Consider the following 20736-nt stretch of genomic DNA (forward strand, 5'->3'; position numbering starts at 1 on the left):
GCGGGCTGTGAAGAGAGTTACAGGCAGACTTCGACCTGTCCGGCATTGACCCGCACCGGCCAGGCGGCCACGTTGCGCGAGGCATCCTCCATACAGACACCATCGCTGAGACGAAAACGCTGCTTTTTCAGTGGGCTGGCCACCCAGAGCGCATCCTGATGTTCCGCGATAATGCCGCGCGACAGCACACTGGCCCCGGCGAATGGGTCGATATTGCTGATGGCATAGAGCTGTTCATCATCGCGTGGACGGAAGATGGCGATCTGCTCGCCGTTGACCAGCGCACAGACGCCCGTGGCGGGCAGGATCTGCGTCAGCGCGCATACCGGATGCCACTGGCTCATGATTTCGTCTCCTCTGTCAGGGTGATGGCAATACGCTCGTCGGCGCGGGCCGGCCGGTGTTGGTCGCGTTCGGCCACCCGCTGTATGCCAGGGTCGCGCTGCGGCGAGTTGATAAAGTGGGCGAAGCGCGACAGGGACGGTTCCTCTTCCAGCGTGACTTTCCATTCGCAGCGGACAGTGGCGCGCAGCGCAGCCAGCTGCTGCTCCAGCTGGCTGTTGAGACCGAGCCGGTCATCCATGATTACCGAACGCAGATAGCCGATGCCGCCCTCCATGCTCTCCAGCCACAGCGAGGTGCGCTGCAGGCGATCGGCGGTTCGGATATAGAACATCATGAAGCGGTCAAGCGCGGCGATCAGGGTCTCCTGATCCAGATCGGCGGCCAGCAGGTCGCCATGCCGCGGCTTCATGCCGCCGTTGCCGCAGACGTAAAGGTTCCAGCCTTTTTCGGTGGCGATGATGCCGACATCTTTCCCCTGGGCTTCCGCGCACTCGCGGGTGCAGCCGGAGACGCCAAATTTCATCTTATGCGGGGTGCGGATGCCTTTGTAACGGTTCTCCAGCGTCACGCCCAGAGCGAGACTGTCGCCGACTCCATAGCGGCACCAGGCGCTGCCGACGCAGGTTTTCGCCATTCGCAGTGCCTTAGCGTAGGCCTGGCCGGTTTCGAAGCCGGCGTCGATCAGCTGTGACCAGATGGCGGGCAGATCATCTTTCTGCGCCCCGAAAAGGCCGATGCGCTGTGAGCCGGTAATTTTGGTGTAGAGCTGGTAGCGTCCGGCGATCTCACCTATCGCTTTCAGTCCCTGCGGCGTGATTTCCCCACCGGGGGAGCGCGGGATCACGGAGTAGGTGCCATCCTTCTGAATATTGCCCAGGCAGAGGTCATTGCTGTCCTGCAGCGGGGCGTGCTGGGGTTTGAGCACATACTCATTCCAGCAGGAGGCGAGCAGCGAACCCACCGTGGGCTTGCAGACTTCACAGCCGTAGCCCTGGCCATAGCGGGCCAGCAGTTCATCAAAAGTTTTGATCTCTTCCACCTGAATCAGGTGATACAGCGCCTGACGGGAATACGCAAAATGGGCGCAAAGATGGTCGCTGACCGCAATCCCCTGGCGGCTGAGCTCACTGTTGAGCACCTGTGTGAGCAGCGGAATACAGCCGCCGCAGCCGGTGCCTGCACGGGTGGTGGTTTTCAGTGCAGCCACGGTGTGGCAGCCCGCCTGTACCGCCTGCACAATATCGCCTTTAGTGACGTCGAAGCAGGAGCAGATTTGCGCGCTCTCCGGCAGAGAGTCGACGCCGATAGCCGGTTTTTCGCCGCTGCCTGCGGGCAGAATCAGCGCTTCCGGCTGGTCAGGCAGCGGAATCGCGTTCAGCACCAGCTGCAGCAGGTTGCCATAGTCGCGGGTGTCGCCCACCAGCACGGCCCCCAGCAGGGTTTTCTGATCCTCACTGAGAATCAGGCGTTTATAGATCGATTTGCCTTCGTCCAGCCAGACCACGCTGCGGGCACCCGGCGTGATGCCGCGCGTATCACCAATCCCGCCGACATCGACCCCGAGCAGCTTGAGTTTCGCGCTCATGTCCGCGCCGGTAAAGGCATTGTCGCGGCCCAGCAGATGGTCGCTGGCAACCTGGGCCATTTTGTACCCCGGTGCCACCAGGCCATAGGCCCGATTCTGCCAGGCGGCACATTCACCTATCGCGTAGATAGCGGGGTCGCTGGTGCGACACTGGTCATCAATCGCGATGCCGCCGCGCGGCCCCAGCGTCAAGCCACACTGCTTCGCCAGCGCGTCCTGCGGACGGATACCGGTGGAGAAGACGATAAAATCGACCGCCAGCGTGCTGCCATCGGCAAACTGCAGCGTTTTGCCGCCCTGTGCATGATGCACAATCTGTTGGGTATTTTTGCCGGTGTGGACCCGTACACCCATCTCTTCGATCCTGCGACGGAGCTGCTCTCCGCCTTGCTGATCCAGCTGTTCTGCCATCAGCACGGGGGCAAATTCTATAACGTGGGTTTCTATGCCCAGATTTTTCAGAGCACCCGCCGCTTCCAGGCCCAGCAGACCCCCGCCAATCACCGCGCCACGTGAGCTGCGGCGTGAGCAGGCCTCAATCGCATCAAGATCCTCAAGGGTGCGGTAGACAAAGCAGTCGCTGCCGTCCGCTCCTTTAATCGGCGGGACCCAGGGATAAGAGCCGGTGGCAAAAATCAGCGTGTCGTAGCGGACCGTGCGACCGGTGCTGGAGTGGATCAGTTTCTCATCACGGTTAAGGGTGATGGCGCGCTCGCCCAGCAGCAGCGTGACCTGATGTTTCTCGTAATATCCTTTACGCACCAGCGAGAGTTCTTCTGCGGTGTGGTGGGAGAAGTAAGCCGAGAGGTGGACACGATCGTAGGCGACGCGCGGTTCTTCACAAAAGACGGTCAGCGAAAACTGGTCAGGTTCCGCTTTCTCCATTAACTCTTCTATGAAGCGGTGGCCGACCATGCCGTTACCGATAACGACGACATTGTGCTTGCTCATTTTTGCCTCAGATTTGCGATTTCTGCGGCTACAATAGCGCGCCCTTTCTGGCGCTTATTGATGTACATCAACCACCCGTCCATATACCTATTTAGGGTTAGGTGGTTGATTTGAATTGATTTTATCCGGAAGAGATAACCCGCTGATAATCCGGTATTGCCGCCGGGACGACGATTCGTGCTAGTTTTAACCAAAACCCGGATAAGGAGCTGGCAATGCGGTCACCCAAGTGGATTAACAACGTGCGTTTACCCTGGCGGGAAGGTCTGTGGCAGATCGAAATTGCCGACGGCAGGATTGTCCGCCTCTCGGCCCAGCCCCAGCAGGCGACACCGGCCGATCAGTCACTGGACGGTGAGGGCGGTCTGGCCTGTGCGCCCTTTATTGAGCCACACATTCATCTGGATACCACCCAGACCGCGGGTCAGCCCGCGTGGAATCAGTCCGGCACCCTGTTTGAAGGCATAGAGCGCTGGGCGGAACGCAAGGCGATGCTCAGCCACGAGGATGTTAAACAGCGGGCGATGCAGACGCTGAAATGGCAAATCGCCAACGGCATCCAGTTTGTTCGCTCCCACGTTGACGTCTCCGATCCCTCCCTGACGGCGCTCAAAGCGATGCTGGAGCTGAAGGCGGAGGTGGCCCCCTGGATAACCCTGCAGATCGTCGCCTTTCCGCAGGAGGGGATCCTCTCCTATCCCAACGGGGAGGCGCTGCTGGAAGAGGCGCTGCGGCTGGGTGCTGATGTGGTCGGGGCGATTCCGCACTACGAATTTACCCGCGAATATGGCGTGGAGTCGCTGCATAAGACCTTTGCGCTGGCGAACCGCTACGACCGGCTGATCGATGTTCACTGCGATGAGATCGATGATGAGCAGTCGCGCTTTGTGGAAACCGTGGCGGCGCTGGCCCATCGCGACGGCAACGGCGCACGCGTGACCGCCAGCCACACCACCGCCATGCACTCCTATAACGGTGCCTACACTTCGCGGCTGTTCCGCCTGCTGAAGCTGTCGGGCATTAACTTTGTCGCGAACCCGCTGGTCAATATTCATCTGCAGGGGCGTTTCGACACCTATCCTAAGCGGCGCGGCATTACGCGGGTGAAAGAGATGCTGGAGGCGGAGATTAACGTCTGCTTCGGCCACGACGACGTGTTTGATCCCTGGTATCCGCTGGGCACCGCCAGCATGCTGCAGGTGCTGCACATGGGCTTACATGTCTGTCAGCTGATGGGCTACGAGCAGATTGATGCGGGGCTGGATCTGATTACCCATAACAGCGCGAAGACGATGCAGCTTGCAGGTTATGGCATTCAGAGCGGCAACGAGGCGAGCCTGATCATTCTGCCGGCTGAGAGTGGCTTTGATGCGGTGAGAAGGCAGGTTCCGGTGCGCTACTCGGTGCGGCGTGGCAGCGTCGTGGCTGAAACAAAACTGGCTGAAAGTGAAATTTACTGGCGGGAGCGGGAGCGCGTAGATTTCCGGCGTTAACGAGCAGGGCGGCGATGAATCGCCGCCCTGAAGCATTAATGCGTGATGTGACCGTGCGTACGATGACGGCTGACAAAGCCGAGCAGCGCACACATGACAAACACCACCGCGTAAAGCGCGTTGGCGGTCGCCAGTGCGGTATGCACTCCGCTTTTCTCAACGATAGGCGCCGTCACTACGAAGGTCAGCATGGTGCCGACGGTGCCACAGGTCAGGATAAAGTTGACCAGCTTCGGTGAGGCGACTTTGGTCTGCAGCGAACCCAGCGTGATGATGGTGGTGTAGATCGCACTGGAGCTGAAGCCAAGAATCATGATGATCCATTTCAGCATGCCGGCATCGTTGCTGCTGACGAACCAGTACATCAGCACCGTGGCCAGACCCGCCAGCACCATCAGAATGCGCTGCAGGTCGAAGAAGCGCAGCAGGAAGCTGAAGACCCACATGCCGACCATATAGGCTGTCCAGAAGCTGCCCACCAGCTGTCCGGCATCATTGATGTTCATGCCCATGACTTTGGTGGCATATTCCGGCACCCAGGAGATGAAGCCAAGCTGGCCGAGAATGTAGCAGAGAGCCGCCACTGACAGCAGCAGCACGCCCAGACCCCATTTCTCTTTTTCCACCGTCGGGCTGTTTTCAGGCTTGCGCAGCACCGGGAACTCCACACACAGCGTCATGATGAAGATCGCGACGTAGATGAAGCCGATGCAGACGTAGACCCAGTACCACGGCAGCTGACGCGCCAGCAGGATCCCGGCCAGTACCGGAAACAGCGTGCCCGCCATGCTGAAGAAGGAGTCCGTGAACAGCAGGCGGGAACCACGCTGACGACCCTCATACAGATGGGTGATCAGGAAGGTGCCGATCGACATGGTAATGCCGCTGACCACGCCCAGCACAAACATGCAGAGGGAGAAGATGGTCAGATCGCGGCTGGTCATTAATCCGACGATCGCCAGGACCATCAGAACGAAGCCGAAAATCAGCTGGCGCTTCAGGGGCACAATCACCATCAGCCAGGCATTCAGGAAGACCGCAGCCAGAATGCCGCTGTTGAGGAAGGTGAAGGTGTTACTCATGCTGGAGACAGGGATCTGGAAATCTTTTGCGATATCGCCCATTACCATGCCGGTAACGATTACCAGTGCGCCCGTCAGCGCATAGGAGAAAAAGCTTATCCAGGTAAGGCCAATACGATTTCGGTTTGTCATGTTCTGAACCTGTTAGGGACCGGGTGCCAAAAAGTGTCAGAAAGTGTAAACGGAACTGTGATCTTAATAAACAAGCAGTGAAACTACAGATCCAAATTTCATGTGTTGTGTGATTTTAATCACGTAATTGCTGAGGGTTAACGTTTGCGTCTCGCTTTTGCGCAGGCAGCGTAAATATAGGTAAAACGCTGGCTCTTGTATTCCATGCTCTTTACACTTAATCACTTTTTTCGATCCCCACTCTCCAGGGTAAGGAACCTTTCATGTTCAAACGTACTTTAACAGCGGCCATTACCCTGTTAGCGCTCTCATCTGTTTCCGCCCAGGCGCTGGCCGCAAAAGGCGACACGCACGTTCTGCTTACCACCTCCGCCGGTAATATCGAACTCGAACTGAATAACCAGAAAGCGCCGGTTACCGTAAAAAACTTCGTTGATTACGTTAACAGCGGTTTTTACAACAACACCATTTTTCACCGCGTGATCCCGGGCTTTATGGTGCAGGGCGGCGGTTTCACCACCGATATGCAGCAGAAGCAGACCAACGCGCCGATCAAAAATGAAGCCGATAATGGCCTGCGCAACCTGCGTGGCACCATCTCGATGGCGCGTACTGCGGATAAAGACAGCGCGACCAGCCAGTTCTTCCTCAACGTGGCGGATAACGCCTTCCTCGATCATGGACAGCGCGATTTTGGCTATGCCGTTTTCGGTAAGATTGTGAAAGGCCAGGATGTGGTTGAAAAAATTTCTCAGGTGCCGACCAAAGATGTTGGCCCTTACCAGAATGTCCCGTCTAAACCGGTCGTTATCCTCTCCGCGAAAGTCCTGCCTTAACGCCTTTTGTCGCCATCTGCGGATGGCGATCGCCCGCCGCCTCCGGCAAAGCCAGAATTTGCTCTTATACTTAGGGCAAAAACCTGAGCAGGAGGCGGCATGGCGAACAAACTCACCGAAAAACAGAAGGTCACACTGTGGCAACAGCGGCGCAGCGCCAGCTATCAGGCCAGCTGTCGGCTGGAGGGCTTCACACCAAATGAGATCAGCGTGAAGAGTGACGATGCGGAAACGCGTCTGGCGTCACTGAGGAGGCAATATGGACTCTAACAGCGCCGTCAGCCAGGACCCTTACCTGTGGCAGCACGACAATGTGCTGAAAAATCTGGCCGAAATTCACGATGCCGCCCAGTTGCGTAAGGCGGAGCTGAGCTTCAGTGCGGCGCGTCTCGCCACGCTGGAACTGGGGCCCCGCAACCCCGGTTTGCCCTGGCTGCGTCAGATTCACCGCACCCTGTTCCAGGATCTCTACAGCTGGGCCGGTGAACTGCGCACCATCGATATCTGGCGCGATGAGACGCCGTTCTGTCATTTCGAATATATCGAAAAAGAGGGCAACGCCCTGATGGCCGCGCTGGAAGAGGAGAAGGGGCTGGCTGACCTCCCGCGTGACGCCTTTATCCCGCGTATCGCCCACTACTATTGTGAAATCAACATGCTGCATCCGTTCCGCCATGGCAACGGGCGGGCCCAGCGGATCTTCTTCGAACAGCTCGCGCTGCATGCCGGGTATCTGCTGACGTGGGAAGAGACCGATGCGGAGAGCTGGAAAGCGGCTAATCAGGCTGGTGTGGCGGGCGATCTGGCTCCGCTGGAGGCGGTTTTTGCGAAAGTGGTGAGTGAGGCGGCTTAACCACGTAGAATAGCGGCGCGGTTTATCATTCTGGATCAGTCATGCTGCTGCTTATCGACAACTACGACTCCTTTACCTGGAATCTTTATCAATATTTCTGCGAACTGGATGCGCAGGTTAAGGTGGTGCGCAATGACGCCATCACGCTGGAGCAGATGGCTGCCTTACCGCTGACCCATCTGGTGATCTCCCCCGGCCCCTGTACGCCTTCGGAGTCGGGGATCTCACTGGCGGCCATCCGCCACTTTGCCGGGCAGCTGCCGGTGCTGGGCGTTTGTCTGGGTCATCAGGCTATCGCGCAGGCGTATGGTGCGCAGGTGGTGCGCGCCCGTCAGGTGATGCACGGCAAAACCTCCGCCATTCAGCACACCGGCAAAGGTGTGTTCCGCAATCTCAACAATCCCCTGACTGTCACCCGTTACCATTCGCTGATCGTGCAGCGCGAGACGCTGCCCGATGCGTTCGAGGTCACCGCCTGGAGTCTGCGCGACGGTGAGCCTGACGAGATCATGGGTTTCCGCCACAAAACGCTGGCGCTGGAAGGCGTGCAGTTTCATCCCGAGAGCATTCTCAGCGAGCAGGGTCATCAGCTGCTGCGCAATTTCCTGACGCAATAAGTTGCCTTTGAGTGATTTTTTATGCATATTTTGTGATTATTATTTCAATGTTGCACAACTATCATTCAAATGGGGTCATCAATGGCGGCGGAAAAAATTGCGGTTACCCGGGAGACGTTCGATAACGTTATTTTGCCTGTTTATGCACCTGCGCAGTTTGTGCCGGTAAAAGGCAAAGGCAGTCGTGTGTGGGATCAACAGGGCAAAGAGTATATCGATTTCTCCGGCGGGATCGCCGTCACCGCACTGGGCCACTGCCATCCGGCGCTGGTGGAGGCGCTGAAAAGCCAGGGCGAAACCCTGTGGCACACCAGCAACGTTTTCACCAACGAACCGGCCCTGCGCCTGGCCAGTAAGCTGATCCAGTCCACCTTTGCGGAGCGCGTTTTCTTTGCCAACTCCGGTGCCGAAGCGAACGAAGCCGCCTTTAAGCTGGCGCGTTACTACGCCTGCAAACGTCACAGCCCTTTCAAAAGTAAGATCATCGCCTTTCATAACGCCTTCCACGGGCGGACGCTGTTTACCGTCACGGTTGGCGGTCAGCCAAAATATTCAGACGGCTTCGGCCCGAAACCGGCGGACATCGTGCATGTGCCGTTCAATGACCTGGAGGCGGTAAAAGCGGTTATCGACGATCACACCTGTGCCATCGTGGTGGAACCGATTCAGGGCGAAGGCGGCGTGATGCCCGCGACGCAGGCCTTTATGCAGGGACTGCGTGAGCTGTGCGATAAGCATCAGGCGCTGCTGGTGCTGGACGAAGTGCAGAGCGGTATGGGCCGCAGCGGCAAGCTGTTCGCCTATGAGCACTATGGTGTTCAGCCCGATATCCTGACCTCAGCCAAAGCGCTGGGCGGCGGTTTCCCGGTCAGCGCCATGCTGACCACCAATGAGATCGCCTCGACGATGGCGCCAGGCGTGCATGGCACTACCTACGGCGGCAACCCGCTGGCCTGTGCGATTGCCGAAACCGCACTCGATATCATCAATACGCCAGAGGTACTGTCAGGCGTTGAGGCGCGTCGTCAGCACTTTGTGAACGCCTTACAGGCTATCGATGCGAAGTACGATCTGTTCAGCGATATTCGCGGCAAGGGGCTGCTGATTGGCGCGGCGCTGAAACCGCAGCATGCCGGACGGTCGCGCGATATCCTCAATGCCGCGGCCGCTGAAGGCGTGATGGTGCTGGTCGCCGGCACCGACGTGATGCGTTTTGCGCCGTCGCTGATCATCGAGCCTGCTGACATCGAAGAGGGCATGAGCCGCTTTGCCACGGCTGTCGGCAAAGTGCTCAACGGCTAGCGGATTTTTTCCGTAAGTGTCTGATCAGCCAGCGGCCATGTTGTGGTCGCTGGCTCCACGCCAGCGAGGAGATGGTGTGCATGACGCTGAGATGATCGAGAATGCGTCGCACATGCTGCTCTACCACCGTTACCGGTCCTTCACTGATATTCCCCAGCTCATCCAGCAGATTAATCTGCGAACTGGCACCCTCATATTCCAGCCGCTGCTGACAGCGTTGCAGCGCGATCTCACAGGATTGCAGGTAACGTTCCGCCAGCGAGGGGGTCAGCATGGTGTGCTCACGCGCCAGAATGGTCATCGCATTGATGTGCTCGACGATAAACTGGCTGTGCGTGACCCAGAGCCGCATATCTTTCAGATACTGGGCGTTGAAACCCGGCTCCTGCATCGCCTGATTCAGCGAGTTAAACAGCGCATTGTGCGCCTGATTCACCTGCACGCGCTGATAAGCCAGCTTGCCGGGTGCCTGTTCCTCTCCCAGCAGGAGGCGCAGCGCATCCTGATAGGTTTCCAGCGCGTCATGGGCATTTTGCCGCAGTAAGCCACTCTGCCACTGCGGCCAGAGCCAGATCATGCCGCCAAAGGCGATCAGGCAGCCCATCAGCGTATCCATCAGTCGCGGCAGCAGAAACTGCGCGCCATTCAGTGAGAGGAGCTGCAGCGAGTAAACCGCAGTGACCGTAAAGCCAATCATCGACCAGCCATAAAACTGACGGGTAAAGCGATAGCTGATAAAGGTAATCGCCAGCATCACCAGCAGGACGACAGGTTCCGGCACCGCCAGACGCAATGTGGCCGCCGCGACCACCAGACCGGCAAAGGTGCCGAGCGCACGGTGCTGGATACGGACGCGGGTGGCGCTGTAGCCGTTCTGGCTGACGAACATGATCGTCATCAGAATCCAGTAGGGCTTAGGGATGTTGAAGAAGAGCGCCAGCGCGCTGCCCAGCATCAGCATGACCGCAAAGCGACCGGCAGTGCGCAGCGCCGAGGAGCGAAATGAGAGGTAGCTGCGCAGCGCCGGGAGCAGCGGCAGACGGCGCTGGCGGTCAGCCATCAGGTCGCGCTGGTAAAGCGGTTTCTGGGTGCGCAGCACCCGCGCAATGCGGTTGAAGTGATAAAGGCAGAAGTGGCCCACCGGATTGTCGGGATGCTGACGGGCGATCTTCTCCAGCGCGCCAAGCTGTTTATCCATCGCAAAACGATCGGCTAACTGGTGGTAGAGAATGGTATCGGCCAGCACCCGCAGCCGGGCTGAGATGGTTTTGGCGTTCCAGCGGATCACCGCTTCAGCATGGCTCTGCTCAACCAGTTTCTGCACCTCTTCCGGCCGGTGCAGGCTGACCGAGATGTGCTCCTGCAGATCCAGCGCCACCTGAAAGGCGCGCGTCAGCCGTTTATGGCTGTTGTCGCGGCTCGCCGACAGCATATGCATCTGCTGATAACAGGTGTTGATCAAATCGACCACTTTCTGCTGGCGAGCCAGCAGCGGCGGCAGCGCCTTCTCCGGATCGGTGAGCTGCGTCAGCAGGGTATATTTGGCGTCGCAGTAGTTCGCCAGCTCGCGGTAGATCAGGCTCAGGCTTTCGCGCATCGGCTGCTCTTTCCACAGCCAGAACCAGAACCAGTTAAACACGCCATACCAGAGGGTGCCGCCGATATAGAGCAGCGGCGGCACATAGATGGGCATGCGGCCCGTCAGGCTCAGGGTAAAAATAGCGGCGATGAGGGTGCCGGAGAGCAGGCGGCCATGCAGCGGGCTGATCTCCCCGGTGACACCCAGCAACAGGGGCATCGCAAACAGGATTAGCGGCAGCGGAACCGCATGCAGGGTAAGCCACTGGATCAGGAAGCTGCCAAGCGCAAACAGGCTGCCGCCCACAATCAGACGTTTGAAGAAGCGTTTATGCGGGGTATCGAGACCGGCAATGTTGCAGCAGGCGGGGACTAACGAGAACAGCAGACCTTTTTGCAGGTCGCCAGCCAGCCAGCCCAGCGCGACCGGCAGGCAGAGCACCAGCGTTTGCCGCAGGGCATAGTTCACTTCAGGGTGATAAATAATTCGACGCCACATCGGCTCAGCACAAACAATAACGGCGTGATGCGAACATCACGCCGTGGATGACAGGAATTAGCGGGTGCCGTAAACGACGATGGTTTTGCCGTGTGCAGAGATCAGATTCTGATCTTCCAGCATCTTCAGAATACGGCCCACGGTTTCGCGTGAACAACCTACAATCTGGCCAATTTCCTGACGGGTAATTTTAATTTGCATGCCGTCGGGATGCGTCATGGCATCTGGCTGTTTCGCCAGGTTAAGCAGAGTCTGTGCAATGCGTCCGGTCACGTCGAGGAAAGCGAGGTTACCCACTTTTTCTGACGTTACCTGCAGGCGACGCGCCATCTGCGACGAGAGTCGCATCAGGATGTCAGGGTTCACCTGAATCAGCTGGCGGAATTTCTTGTAGGAGATCTCCGCCACTTCGCACGCGCTTTTAGCACGAACCCAGGCGCTGCGCTCCTGACCTTCTTCAAACAGGCCAAGCTCGCCGATGAAATCCCCCTGATTCAGGTAGGAAAGAATCATCTCTTTGCCTTCTTCATCTTTGATCAGAACCGCGACGGAACCTTTCACGATGTAGTAAAGCGTTTCAGCTTTTTCACCTTGGTGAATCAGCGTACTTTTGGATGGATACTTGTGAATATGGCAATGGGACAGGAACCATTCGAGTGTAGGGTCTGTTTGCGGTTTGCCGAGAACCATTCGCTATTATCCTCTGTTGTAATCGTGCCCAAAATACAGGGGGCAGTTTTCCCTGTCAGGCGGTGAAAGCTTCAAGCGTTTCCTTTTCAGGAAATTATTCGGGCCGCATCAGGCGCAGTGCGCATCATTCTTCCCGGCTTCGCCATCGGGTGACGAAAAATATTTTCAGCTCTGTTTGTAGCACAGCTTTTGCCGACTGTCTTCTGTTGTCTCGCTTCAGCTAAGGGCGGATTTCTCTGGATTGCTGTTTATCAGGCGAAAGCGTACTCTGGCGACAAAACAGCGTATTCCGGAGCAAAAATCATGCAGGCAAGAGTGAAATGGGTAGAAGGGATGACATTCCTTGGTGAGTCATCCTCCGGCCATCAGATCCTGATGGATGGCAATTCAGGGGATAAAGCGCCCAGCCCAATGGAGATGGTGCTGATGGCGGCGGGCGGATGCAGCGCGATCGATGTGGTATCAATTCTGCAAAAAGGCCGCAACGATGTGGCTGATTGTGAAGTAAAACTGACCTCAGAACGTCGTGAAGAGGCGCCGCGAATCTTTACGCACATCAACCTGCATTTTATCGTGAGTGGTAAAGCACTCCAGGATAAAGCGGTCTCACGCGCGGTGGATCTTTCTGCTGAAAAATATTGCTCGGTGGCCATCATGCTGGGGAAAGGGGTGACGATGACGCACAGCTATGAGGTGGTTGAGTTGTAATAGCCGCAGGTTTTTTTAAAGTTGCTGGCTGTCCGGTGTGAGGCCGTGCCTGGATGGGGGAATTCACTTTGAGACTGTGCCTGCGCAGAAAACCGGGTCGGATCGATTTGTGGTGGTTCGCTGTCAGGCCGTGCCTGCGCAGGAAACCGGGTCAGATCGGAAAGTCGCTTGAGCCAATCCATGGCCGCTCGGCCCGCGCGATTACGCACCTCATCCCTGAGGTGCGCCCGTAGCCGGGCCAACACGTTGCGTTGTTCAAAAACGCTCCCGGCGTTTTTATCCGGGCGGCGGGACGCTTTCCTCTTCTGACCCGGTTACCTGCATGATGAGCTTTCGTGTTGCTGTCAGATTCTTTGTATGCAGGTTTTGTTTGTAGCGGCCTTACTGAAACCGGATGCGGCTACCGGACATGAAGCGAAGGGAGCATACGCCTGTAGCAAAGCATAGCGGGCCAGGAATGGCGGTTTTGCGTCTTTACGAAAGGCGTATTCTCCCTGAAGCCTGCTCAGCAGTAAGCCTTAATCCGCAGAAAAACCGGTTTTACATTTTTGCAAAAGGCATCTGCTCTCTGAGGGTTTTTGCTGACCTCTTACTCTATCCGTTTACCTTCCATCAGCCGCTTCACCAGCGGCCCCATGATCAGCTCCATCGCCAGCCCCATTTTACCGCCGGGCACCACCAGCGTATTGATGTGCGAGATAAACGACCCCTGCAGCATCGCCAGCAGATAGGGAAAGTCGATATCCTCCAGTCCCTGAAAGTGGATCACCACAAAGCTCTCATCCAGTGACGGGATAGCGCGGGCGGCAAACGGGTTCGAGGTATCCACGGTCGGGACGCGCTGAAAGTTAATATGGGTGCGGGAGAACTGGGGCGTAATGAAGTTGATGTAATCCTCCATCGACCGCACCACCGAATCCATCACTGCCTCGCGGGAGTGGCCGCGCTCGCTGGTGTCCCGCACCAGCTTCTGAATCCATTCAAGGTTAACAATCGGCACCACGCCCACCAGCAGATCCACCTGTTCTGCGACGTTATGCTGCGCGGTGACCACGCCGCCATGCAGGCCTTCATAGAACAGAATATCGGTGTCCTGCGGCAGCGGCTGCCACGGCGTAAAGGTGCCAGGCACCTGATTCCACGGCACCGCCTCATCATAGGTGTGCAGATATTTACGCGACTGGCCCTGTCCGCTTTGACCATACTCTTTGAAACTCTGCTCCAGCAGGCCAAAGTCGTTGGCCTCCGGGCCGAAATAGCTGACGTGACGTCCTAAATCGCGCGCTTTACGAATCGCCATATCCATTTCAGGGCGGGTAAAGCGGTGAAAGCTGTCGCCTTCCAGCTCCGCCGCATGCAGATTAAGTTGCTGGAAGATTTTGCGAAACGCGAGGCTGGTGGTGGTGGTTCCTGCGCCGCTGGAACCGGTCACCGCGATAATGGGATGACGAGCAGACATAGAAAAGCTCCCTGTGTGGTCGGGCAATGAGCATTGTTATCATGAAATGCCCGCCGGTGCATCAGCCGCGAAATTCTTTGCGCGGCATAATATTGACCGACTCATGCAGTTCCGACCATACCAGCACCACTTCGCCAGACTCCAGCTGCCGACGCACATCCGCGACCTTGTCGACCAGGCTGCGCTCCTGTTCGCCATAGTCGGTGCCTTCGCGCAGCACAAACGTTTCAATCAGGTTTTCGAGGGTCTCCGGGGAGACCTGTTGCCAGGGAATAATCACGCGATCAGTTATCCAGAATAGGGGCGATCCACTGGGGGATGCGCTGTTCCAGCCACATTTCGGGCTGACGTAACGTTCCACCGACAAAGCCGACGTGGCCGCCGTGTGGGCTCAGTTGATAAGTAATAGTGGCAGATAATTGGCTGCTGTGCGGGATCACCTCATCGCTCATAAAAGGATCGTCTTTCGCATGGATGATCAGCAGCGGTGTTTCGACCTGCTTCAGCCACGGCATGGCGCTGGCGCGCTGATAGTAGTCGGTCGCATCCGCAAACCCGTGGGCACGGGCGGTGATCGCGTCATCAAAATCGCGCAGTCGCCGCAGGGCTTTCAGCTGCGCCAGATTGACCGGCAGCGTATCCGGCCAGGCGTGTAGCTTGCGGCGGGCATTTTTCTTCAGTTGCGCCAGCAGATAGTACTGATAGACGCGGGAAAAGCCGCGCTCCAGTCTCAGGCTGCAGGGTTCCAGCTGCAGCGGGGCGGAGACGATCACGCCCGCATCAACCCCGGCGTCTGCACCCTGCTGACCCAGCAGGCAGCCCAGCATATTGCCGCCCAGCGAGAAACCCACGGCGGCGGTGGGCACGCGTCCCCAGCGGCGATGCAGCCACTGCAGGAAAAAGCGGGCATCGTCCGTCTCGCCGGAGTGATAGATCCGGTTCAGCCGGTTAGGCTCGCCGCTGCAGCCGCGAAAATGCATCACCACCGCCAGCCAGCCGCGCGCACGGCAGATTGCCATCAGACCATGGATATAGGGGCTGTGAAAACTCCCCTCCAGACCGTGAAACAGCACCACACGCGGCTTATGCTGCGCTGCGTGCGGATCTTCGCTCCAGGCGAGGTCGACAAAATCGCCATCCGGCAGATCGAGACGCTGCCAGTGGGGCTGGAGAGTGACATGGCGCCGCAACAGGCGCGGCAGCACGGTCTGCAGATGCGCATTACGCAGTGAGCCCGGCGGGATAAAGCGCTCATTTCCGGGTCCGGTAAATTTCATGGGGTAAAAGCTTGTCTGTTCCATATCACACTGTTAGCTTCGAAAGGTTTTTTCTTGCAGGGGTAAGGAGTACCCGATTGCCATGGAACTGAGTCTTTTCTTATCGATGTTAGGGTTTCTCTGGGTCGCTGCCATTACGCCAGGCCCTAATAATATGTTACTCACCGCCTCGGGCGCTAATTTTGGCTTTGTGCGTACCATTCCGCTGATGATTGGCATCATGATCGGCATGCAGGTGATGCTGCTGATGGTGGCCTTTGGGGTGGGTGGCCTGATCCTGCTCTATCCGTCACTGCATCTGATTCTGAAAATCGCCGGCAGCCTCTATCTGCTCTGGCTGGCGTGGAAAATTGCCACAGCCAGTTATGAAAAGCTGGAAACTGGCCAGGGCCCGGACGCGCCGATGCCGTTCTGGCAGGGGGGCGTGCTGCAGCTGATCAACCCCAAAGCCTGGCTGATGGCGCTGGGCGCAGTCGCCAGCTTCAGCCTGGCAGGGGACGCTTATCGCCATTCGATTGTCGCGATAAGCATCGGCATGTTTATGGTCAATCTGCTGTCGGGCGCAATCTGGATGGGATTCGGCGCGATGATTGGCCGCATTCTGCGCAGCCGTCGCGCCTGGAAAATCTTCAACCTCGCCATGGGGCTGCTGACTGCCGCCTGCGTGCTGTTAATCTGGCACTGAGTTAACTGGATGCGCGTTCAACGCGCGTCCAGGGCAGTACTTCGCGGACCACTGACGCGTTCGGATTACGGATCTTCTGCAACAGCAGCTGCACGCTGCGAGCGCCCAGCTGGTTCATCGGCTGTTCGATGGTGGTCAGCGGCGGATTCAGGCTGCGGGTGAACGGAATCCCATCAAAACCGACCACTGCCAGATCCTCCGGCACGCGCAGACCTGCCTCCAGTGCCGCATGCACCACACCCACCGCCAGCACATCGGAAACCGCAAACACCGCATCCGGCGGTTGCGGCAGCGCCAGCAGCTCCTTCACGGCCTGACTGCCCGCTTCAGGGGAAATTTCATCGGTATAAGCGACGCCAGACCAGGGAAACTCCAGCTCTTCCAGCGCCTGCCGGTAGCCCTTTTCACGATGATGTGAATAGAGGTAGCGCATATCGCCATTCACCAGCCCGATGCGTTTACGTCCTTTACCGGCCAGGTAATGGACGGTGTCACGCGCAGCTTCAAGATGATCGATGGTGACCGAGGAGGCGGGGATCGTCGGATCAAACTCGCAGCACTGCACCCACGGCGCACCGGCGATCAGCGCCTGCAAATCCTGCAAGCCCGACGCGGCATCCATGGTAATCACGCCATCCACCACTTTCCCGGTCAGCAAACTCAGATAGGCGGCTTCCCGCTGCAGTTGCGAAGCGGAGTTGCAGAGCAGGATGTGATAGCCATGCAGTTCGGCTTCTGCCTCTATCCCCTGCACCACGCGCGAGCAGAAGGGATTGGTGATATCTGAGATCAGCACCAGCAGCATGTGGCTTTGCGCCGTACGCAGCTGACGTGCCAGTAAGTTGGGCTGATAGTCGCAGGCAGAGATCGCCGCCAGAACTTTCTCACGCGTATCGGGCTTGACGCCAGGATGCGCGTTGAGTACCCGCGATACCGTGGCTTTGGAGACGCCAGCCAGCTGAGCGACTTTCTCAATCGACATCGGGTTACAGAGACCTTAACAGGCAATGAATGGGAACACATATCAATAACACAGGGACAATGTGAGCGCCTGACATTTTTGCTTACTTTAGCTATTTTCAGCATTTGCGATTTCTGACTTAGTTTTGCAGATAGTGATCTAAGAACTTATTTCTATTAGGGATAATTTTTAATTCCTTTATGAAACTATAGTGCGCAGAGACACTGCCCCCACGATAAAAAAACAGGGGGGAAAACGATCATGGCAACAACACGTTTCACACTTTTAGCCGCCGCGCTGGCGCTGCTGGCTTTCCGGGCTGATGCGGTGAATGTCACCGTGGCCTACCAGACTTCCGCCGAACCGGCAAAAGTGGCGCAGGCGGACAACAGTTTTGCCAAAGATAGCGGGGCCAGCGTCGACTGGCGTAAGTTTGACAGCGGCGCGGGCGTATTACGTGCGCTGGCCTCCGGTGACGTCCAGATTGGTAATATCGGTTCCAGTCCGTTAGCAGTGGCCGCGGCGCAGAAGCTGCCGATTGAAGCCTTTTTACTCGCGTCGCAGCTGGGTAATTCGGAAGCCCTGGTCGTGAAAAAGAGCATCACCTCCCCGAAAGATCTTATCGGCAAGCGCATCGCGGTGCCGTTCATCTCCACCACCCACTACAGCCTGCTGGCTGCGCTGAAACACTGGGGCATTAAGCCGTCGCAGGTTCAGCTGGTCAATCTGCAGCCGCCCGCGATTATTGCTGCCTGGCAGCGCGGCGATATTGACGGGGCCTATGTCTGGGCACCCGCGGTGAATGAGCTGGAAAAAGAGGGCAGGGTGTTAACCGACTCTTCGCAGGTGGGGAGCTGGGGATCACCGACGCTGGATGTCTGGGTCGTACGCAAAGATTTTGCCGAACAGCATCCGGAGATCGTCACTGCCTTTGCCCGCAGCGCTATCGAGGCGCAACAGGCCTACCTGAAGAGTCCCGACAGCTGGCTGAAGCAGCCTGAAAACCTCAGCAAACTGTCACGCCTGAGCGGGGTGCCGGAAGCGCAGGTGCCGGACCTGGTGAAGGGGAATACCTATCTGACGGCGCAGCAGCAGGTTGAGCAGCTGGGCAAACCGGTCAATAAAGCGATTGTCGATACCGCGCAGTTTCTGAAAGCGCAGGGCAGAGTGCCACAGGCCGATAACGACTACAGCAGCTACGTCACTTCCCGCTTCGTCGCACCACTCGTTAAACAGTAAGGAGGCATTATGCTGCGCATCGCTCACCTTAATGCACGGTATGCCGGGCAGCCGGTGTTGCAGGATATCAACCTGCAACTGGACAGCCAGGAACTGCTGGTGGTACTGGGCCCCTCCGGCTGCGGCAAAACCACGCTGCTGAATCTGGTCGCCGGATTCCTGCCGGTTGAGTCGGGCTCCATTACGCTGGATAACCAGCCGGTGACCGGACCTGGCGCGGAGCGCGGCGTGGTGTTTCAGAATGAGGGGCTGCTGCCGTGGCGCAACGTCCTGGATAATGTCGCGTTTGGCCTGCAGCTGGCCGGGATGCCCCGCCAACCGCGTGAGGCGGTGGCGCGCCGTCTGATCAGACAGGTGGGGCTGGAAGGGGCGGAGAAGCGCGCCATCTGGCAGCTCTCTGGCGGTCAGCGTCAGCGGGTGGGCATCGCACGCGCGCTGGCGACCGATCCGCAACTGCTGCTGCTGGATGAACCCTTCGGTGCGCTGGATGCGTTTACCCGCGAACAGATGCAGACCCTGCTGCTGACGCTGTGGCGTGACAGCGGTAAACAGATCCTGCTGATTACGCACGACATTGAAGAGGCGATTTTCCTCGCCAGCGAACTGATTCTGCTCTCGCCCGGACCGGGCCGCATTGTCGAGCGGCTGCGCCCCGATTTCGGCCGGCGCTTTGCCGCGGGCGAGTCGTGCCGCAGCATCAAATCCGATCCGCAGTTTATCGCCCAGCGCGAGTATGTGCTAAGCCGGGTGTTTGATCAGCGGGAGGCATTTGCATGAGCGCGCTTATCAACGACAAATCTCTGCCGGTGCGCCGTCGGCTGCGCTGGCCTTTCTCAACTGCCCTGACGCTGAGCCTGCTGAGCCTCTCTCTGCTGTTACTGCTCTGGTGGGGCGTGACCGCGCTGGGCCTGATCGCGCCGCTGTTTCTGCCACCGCCGCAGCAGGTGTTCAGCAAGCTGCTGCTGATTGCCAGCGCACAGGGGTTTATGGATGCCACGCTCTGGCAGCATCTGGCCGCCAGCCTGACGCGCATGCTGATTGCGCTGACCGCTGCTGCCGCCATCGGTATTCCGACCGGCATTCTGATGGGCCTCAGCCCGGTTGCGCGTGGACTGCTCGATCCGCTGATTGAGCTTTATCGCCCGATTCCGCCTCTCGCCTATCTGCCCCTGATGGTGATCTGGTTCGGCATCGGCGAAACCTCAAAAATTCTGCTGATCTATCTGGCCATCTTCGCACCGGTGACGCTCTCCACCCTGGCCGGGGTACGAAACACGCAGCCGGTGCGGCTGCGGGCGGCCCGCTCGCTGGGGGCTAACCGCTGGCAGCTGCTGCGCTGGGTGATTCTGCCGGGTGCGCTGCCGGAGATCCTGACCGGACTGCGCATCGGTCTGGGCGTGGGCTGGTCGACGCTGGTGGCGGCTGAACTGATTGCCGCCACGCGAGGACTGGGGTTTATGGTGCAGTCGGCCGGAGAGTTTCTTGCCACCGATGTGGTGCTGGCAGGTATCGCGGTGATTGCCGTTATCGCTTTTAGCTTAGAACTCGGGCTCCGCGCATTGCAGCGCCGTCTGACGCCCTGGAGTGGAGAACAATCATGAGTGAACGTCTTAGTTTTACCCCGCTTGGCCCCTATATTGGCGCACAGGTTTCTGACCTGGATGTCTCACGCCCCCTGAGCGATGCGCAGTTTGAGCAGCTCTATCACGGCCTGCTGCGGCATCAGGTGCTGTTTCTGCGCGATCAGCAGATTACGCCGGAGCAGCATCGTGCGCTGGCAGTGCGCTTCGGTGACCTGCATATCCATCCGGTCTATCCGCATGCGGAAGGCGTGGAGGAGATTATCGTGCTGGATACCCACCAGGATAACCCGCCGGATAATGATAACTGGCACACCGACGTCACCTTTATCGACACGCCGCCTGCGATTGCGCTGCTGGCTTCCAAGGTGCTACCGGCGGCGGGCGGCGATACGCTCTGGACCAGCGGAATAGCGGCTTACGAGGCGCTCTCTGAACCCTTTAAGCAACTGCTGACGGGCCTGAGTGCGGAACACGATTTTAAAAAGTCCTTCCAGGAGTATAAGTACCGCAAAACCCCGGAGGAGCATCAGCGCTGGCAGCAGGCGGTCGATAAACATCCGCCGGTGCAGCATCCGGTGATCCGCACCCATCCGGTCAGCGGCAAAAAAGCCCTGTTTGTGAATGAGGGGTTCACGACGCGGATCGTGGAGTTAAGTGAGAAGGAGAGTGAGGCGGTATTGCGCTTTCTGTTCGCTCACGCCACCAAACCGGAGTTTCAGGTGCGCTGGCGCTGGCAGCCCAACGATCTGGCTATCTGGGATAATCGGGTTACACAACACTACGCTAATGCCGACTACTATCCGGCGCGCCGGATTATGCAGCGGGCCACCGTCCTGGGCGACAGACCCCGTTAAGCGCACA

The 20736-nt window shown here is 58.1% G+C and carries 21 protein-coding genes; 12 read left to right on the forward strand and 9 right to left on the reverse strand.

Annotated features, from left to right (window positions below):
• Positions 1 to 17 precede the first annotated feature (17 nt).
• Complete coding sequence (gene nirD / locus HFD92_RS13280; protein WP_009087662.1) at positions 18 to 344, reverse strand: nitrite reductase small subunit NirD; 327 nt, start codon at positions 342 to 344, stop codon at positions 18 to 20.
• A complete protein-coding gene (nirB, locus tag HFD92_RS13285) occupies positions 341 to 2881 on the reverse strand; it encodes a nitrite reductase large subunit NirB (protein ID WP_167429092.1) in 2541 nt (846 codons plus the stop codon). The genes nirD and nirB overlap by 4 nt, the downstream gene beginning before the upstream one ends.
• A gap of 215 nt (positions 2882 to 3096) precedes the next feature.
• Between nirB and HFD92_RS13290 the strand changes: the two genes are divergently transcribed.
• Positions 3097 to 4374, forward strand: a complete 1278-nt coding sequence (locus HFD92_RS13290) for a cytosine deaminase (protein ID WP_304623154.1) — start codon at positions 3097 to 3099, stop codon at positions 4372 to 4374.
• Between the two features lie 35 nt (positions 4375 to 4409).
• On the opposite strand, the gene tsgA is transcribed toward HFD92_RS13290, so the two are convergent.
• Positions 4410 to 5588: an MFS transporter TsgA gene (gene tsgA, locus HFD92_RS13295; protein WP_167429093.1), complete on the reverse strand. Its 1179-nt coding sequence runs from the start codon at positions 5586 to 5588 to the stop codon at positions 4410 to 4412.
• 263 nt (positions 5589 to 5851) lie between these two features.
• Between tsgA and ppiA the strand changes: the two genes are divergently transcribed.
• The 5 genes from ppiA to HFD92_RS13320 all read left to right on the forward strand — a co-directional run bounded on the left by ppiA (position 5852) and on the right by HFD92_RS13320 (position 9196).
• On the forward strand, positions 5852 to 6424 hold the full coding sequence (gene ppiA, locus HFD92_RS13300; RefSeq protein WP_111207891.1) for a peptidylprolyl isomerase A: 573 nt from the start codon (positions 5852 to 5854) through the stop codon (positions 6422 to 6424).
• 99 nt (positions 6425 to 6523) lie between these two features.
• Complete coding sequence (locus HFD92_RS13305; RefSeq protein ID WP_009087653.1) at positions 6524 to 6694, forward strand: YhfG family protein; 171 nt, start codon at positions 6524 to 6526, stop codon at positions 6692 to 6694.
• Entirely contained in the window at positions 6684 to 7277 is a 594-nt protein-coding gene (locus tag HFD92_RS13310) for a putative adenosine monophosphate-protein transferase Fic (RefSeq protein ID WP_009087652.1), read from the forward strand. The genes HFD92_RS13305 and HFD92_RS13310 overlap by 11 nt, the downstream gene beginning before the upstream one ends.
• 41 nt (positions 7278 to 7318) lie before the next feature.
• Positions 7319 to 7894, forward strand: a complete 576-nt coding sequence (locus HFD92_RS13315) for an aminodeoxychorismate/anthranilate synthase component II (protein WP_009087650.1) — start codon at positions 7319 to 7321, stop codon at positions 7892 to 7894.
• An 81-nt stretch (positions 7895 to 7975) separates the two neighbouring features.
• Positions 7976 to 9196: an aspartate aminotransferase family protein gene (locus HFD92_RS13320; protein WP_009087648.1), complete on the forward strand. Its 1221-nt coding sequence runs from the start codon at positions 7976 to 7978 to the stop codon at positions 9194 to 9196.
• Here the strand turns inward: HFD92_RS13320 and HFD92_RS13325 are convergent.
• Both HFD92_RS13325 and crp read right to left on the reverse strand, forming a co-directional pair.
• Positions 9186 to 11273: a YccS/YhfK family putative transporter gene (locus HFD92_RS13325; RefSeq protein ID WP_167429094.1), complete on the reverse strand. Its 2088-nt coding sequence runs from the start codon at positions 11271 to 11273 to the stop codon at positions 9186 to 9188. The genes HFD92_RS13320 and HFD92_RS13325 overlap by 11 nt on opposite strands.
• Positions 11274 to 11330: 57 nt before the next feature.
• Positions 11331 to 11963, reverse strand: a complete 633-nt coding sequence (gene crp, locus HFD92_RS13330) for a cAMP-activated global transcriptional regulator CRP (RefSeq protein ID WP_003852956.1) — start codon at positions 11961 to 11963, stop codon at positions 11331 to 11333.
• A 303-nt stretch (positions 11964 to 12266) separates the two neighbouring features.
• On the opposite strand from crp, the gene HFD92_RS13335 reads away from it, so the two are divergent.
• On the forward strand, positions 12267 to 12671 hold the full coding sequence (locus tag HFD92_RS13335) for an OsmC family protein (RefSeq protein WP_009087644.1): 405 nt from the start codon (positions 12267 to 12269) through the stop codon (positions 12669 to 12671).
• Positions 12672 to 13260: 589 nt separating this feature from the next.
• Here the strand turns inward: HFD92_RS13335 and HFD92_RS13340 are convergent.
• The 3 genes from HFD92_RS13340 to HFD92_RS13350 form a co-directional block, all read right to left on the reverse strand.
• Positions 13261 to 14130, reverse strand: coding sequence for a phosphoribulokinase (locus HFD92_RS13340; RefSeq protein WP_009087643.1), 870 nt, complete (start codon positions 14128 to 14130; stop codon positions 13261 to 13263).
• A 61-nt stretch (positions 14131 to 14191) separates the two neighbouring features.
• On the reverse strand, positions 14192 to 14410 hold the full coding sequence (locus tag HFD92_RS13345) for a YheU family protein (RefSeq protein ID WP_009087640.1): 219 nt from the start codon (positions 14408 to 14410) through the stop codon (positions 14192 to 14194).
• A 4-nt stretch (positions 14411 to 14414) separates the two neighbouring features.
• Positions 14415 to 15431 carry a hydrolase gene (locus tag HFD92_RS13350; protein WP_167429095.1) on the reverse strand — a complete coding sequence of 339 codons (1017 nt, stop codon included), beginning with the start codon at positions 15429 to 15431 and terminating at the stop codon, positions 14415 to 14417.
• A gap of 58 nt (positions 15432 to 15489) precedes the next feature.
• Between HFD92_RS13350 and HFD92_RS13355 the strand changes: the two genes are divergently transcribed.
• A complete protein-coding gene (locus HFD92_RS13355; RefSeq protein WP_167429096.1) occupies positions 15490 to 16092 on the forward strand; it encodes a LysE family translocator in 603 nt (200 codons plus the stop codon).
• A 1-nt stretch (position 16093) separates the two neighbouring features.
• On the opposite strand, the gene HFD92_RS13360 is transcribed toward HFD92_RS13355, so the two are convergent.
• Entirely contained in the window at positions 16094 to 17074 is a 981-nt protein-coding gene (locus HFD92_RS13360; RefSeq protein WP_167429097.1) for a LacI family DNA-binding transcriptional regulator, read from the reverse strand.
• Positions 17075 to 17314: 240 nt separating this feature from the next.
• On the opposite strand from HFD92_RS13360, the gene tauA reads away from it, so the two are divergent.
• From tauA to tauD, 4 genes are read left to right on the forward strand one after another with little or no spacing between them, the layout of a single operon-like run.
• Positions 17315 to 18292 carry a taurine ABC transporter substrate-binding protein gene (gene tauA, locus HFD92_RS13365; protein WP_009087634.1) on the forward strand — a complete coding sequence of 326 codons (978 nt, stop codon included), beginning with the start codon at positions 17315 to 17317 and terminating at the stop codon, positions 18290 to 18292.
• A gap of 9 nt (positions 18293 to 18301) precedes the next feature.
• A complete protein-coding gene (tauB, locus tag HFD92_RS13370) occupies positions 18302 to 19069 on the forward strand; it encodes a taurine ABC transporter ATP-binding subunit (RefSeq protein WP_009087632.1) in 768 nt (255 codons plus the stop codon).
• Positions 19066 to 19893: a taurine ABC transporter permease TauC gene (tauC, locus tag HFD92_RS13375; RefSeq protein WP_150030070.1), complete on the forward strand. Its 828-nt coding sequence runs from the start codon at positions 19066 to 19068 to the stop codon at positions 19891 to 19893. The genes tauB and tauC overlap by 4 nt, the downstream gene beginning before the upstream one ends.
• The gene (tauD, locus tag HFD92_RS13380) at positions 19890 to 20729 is read left to right on the forward strand and encodes a taurine dioxygenase (RefSeq protein WP_009087629.1); all 840 of its coding nucleotides are present in this window, start codon (positions 19890 to 19892) and stop codon (positions 20727 to 20729) included. Before tauC ends, tauD begins: the two co-directional genes overlap by 4 nt.
• Positions 20730 to 20736 lie beyond the last annotated feature (7 nt).

Source organism: Pantoea sp. EKM101V, assembly GCF_011800325.1.
GTDB lineage: Bacteria > Pseudomonadota > Gammaproteobacteria > Enterobacterales > Enterobacteriaceae > Pantoea > Pantoea anthophila.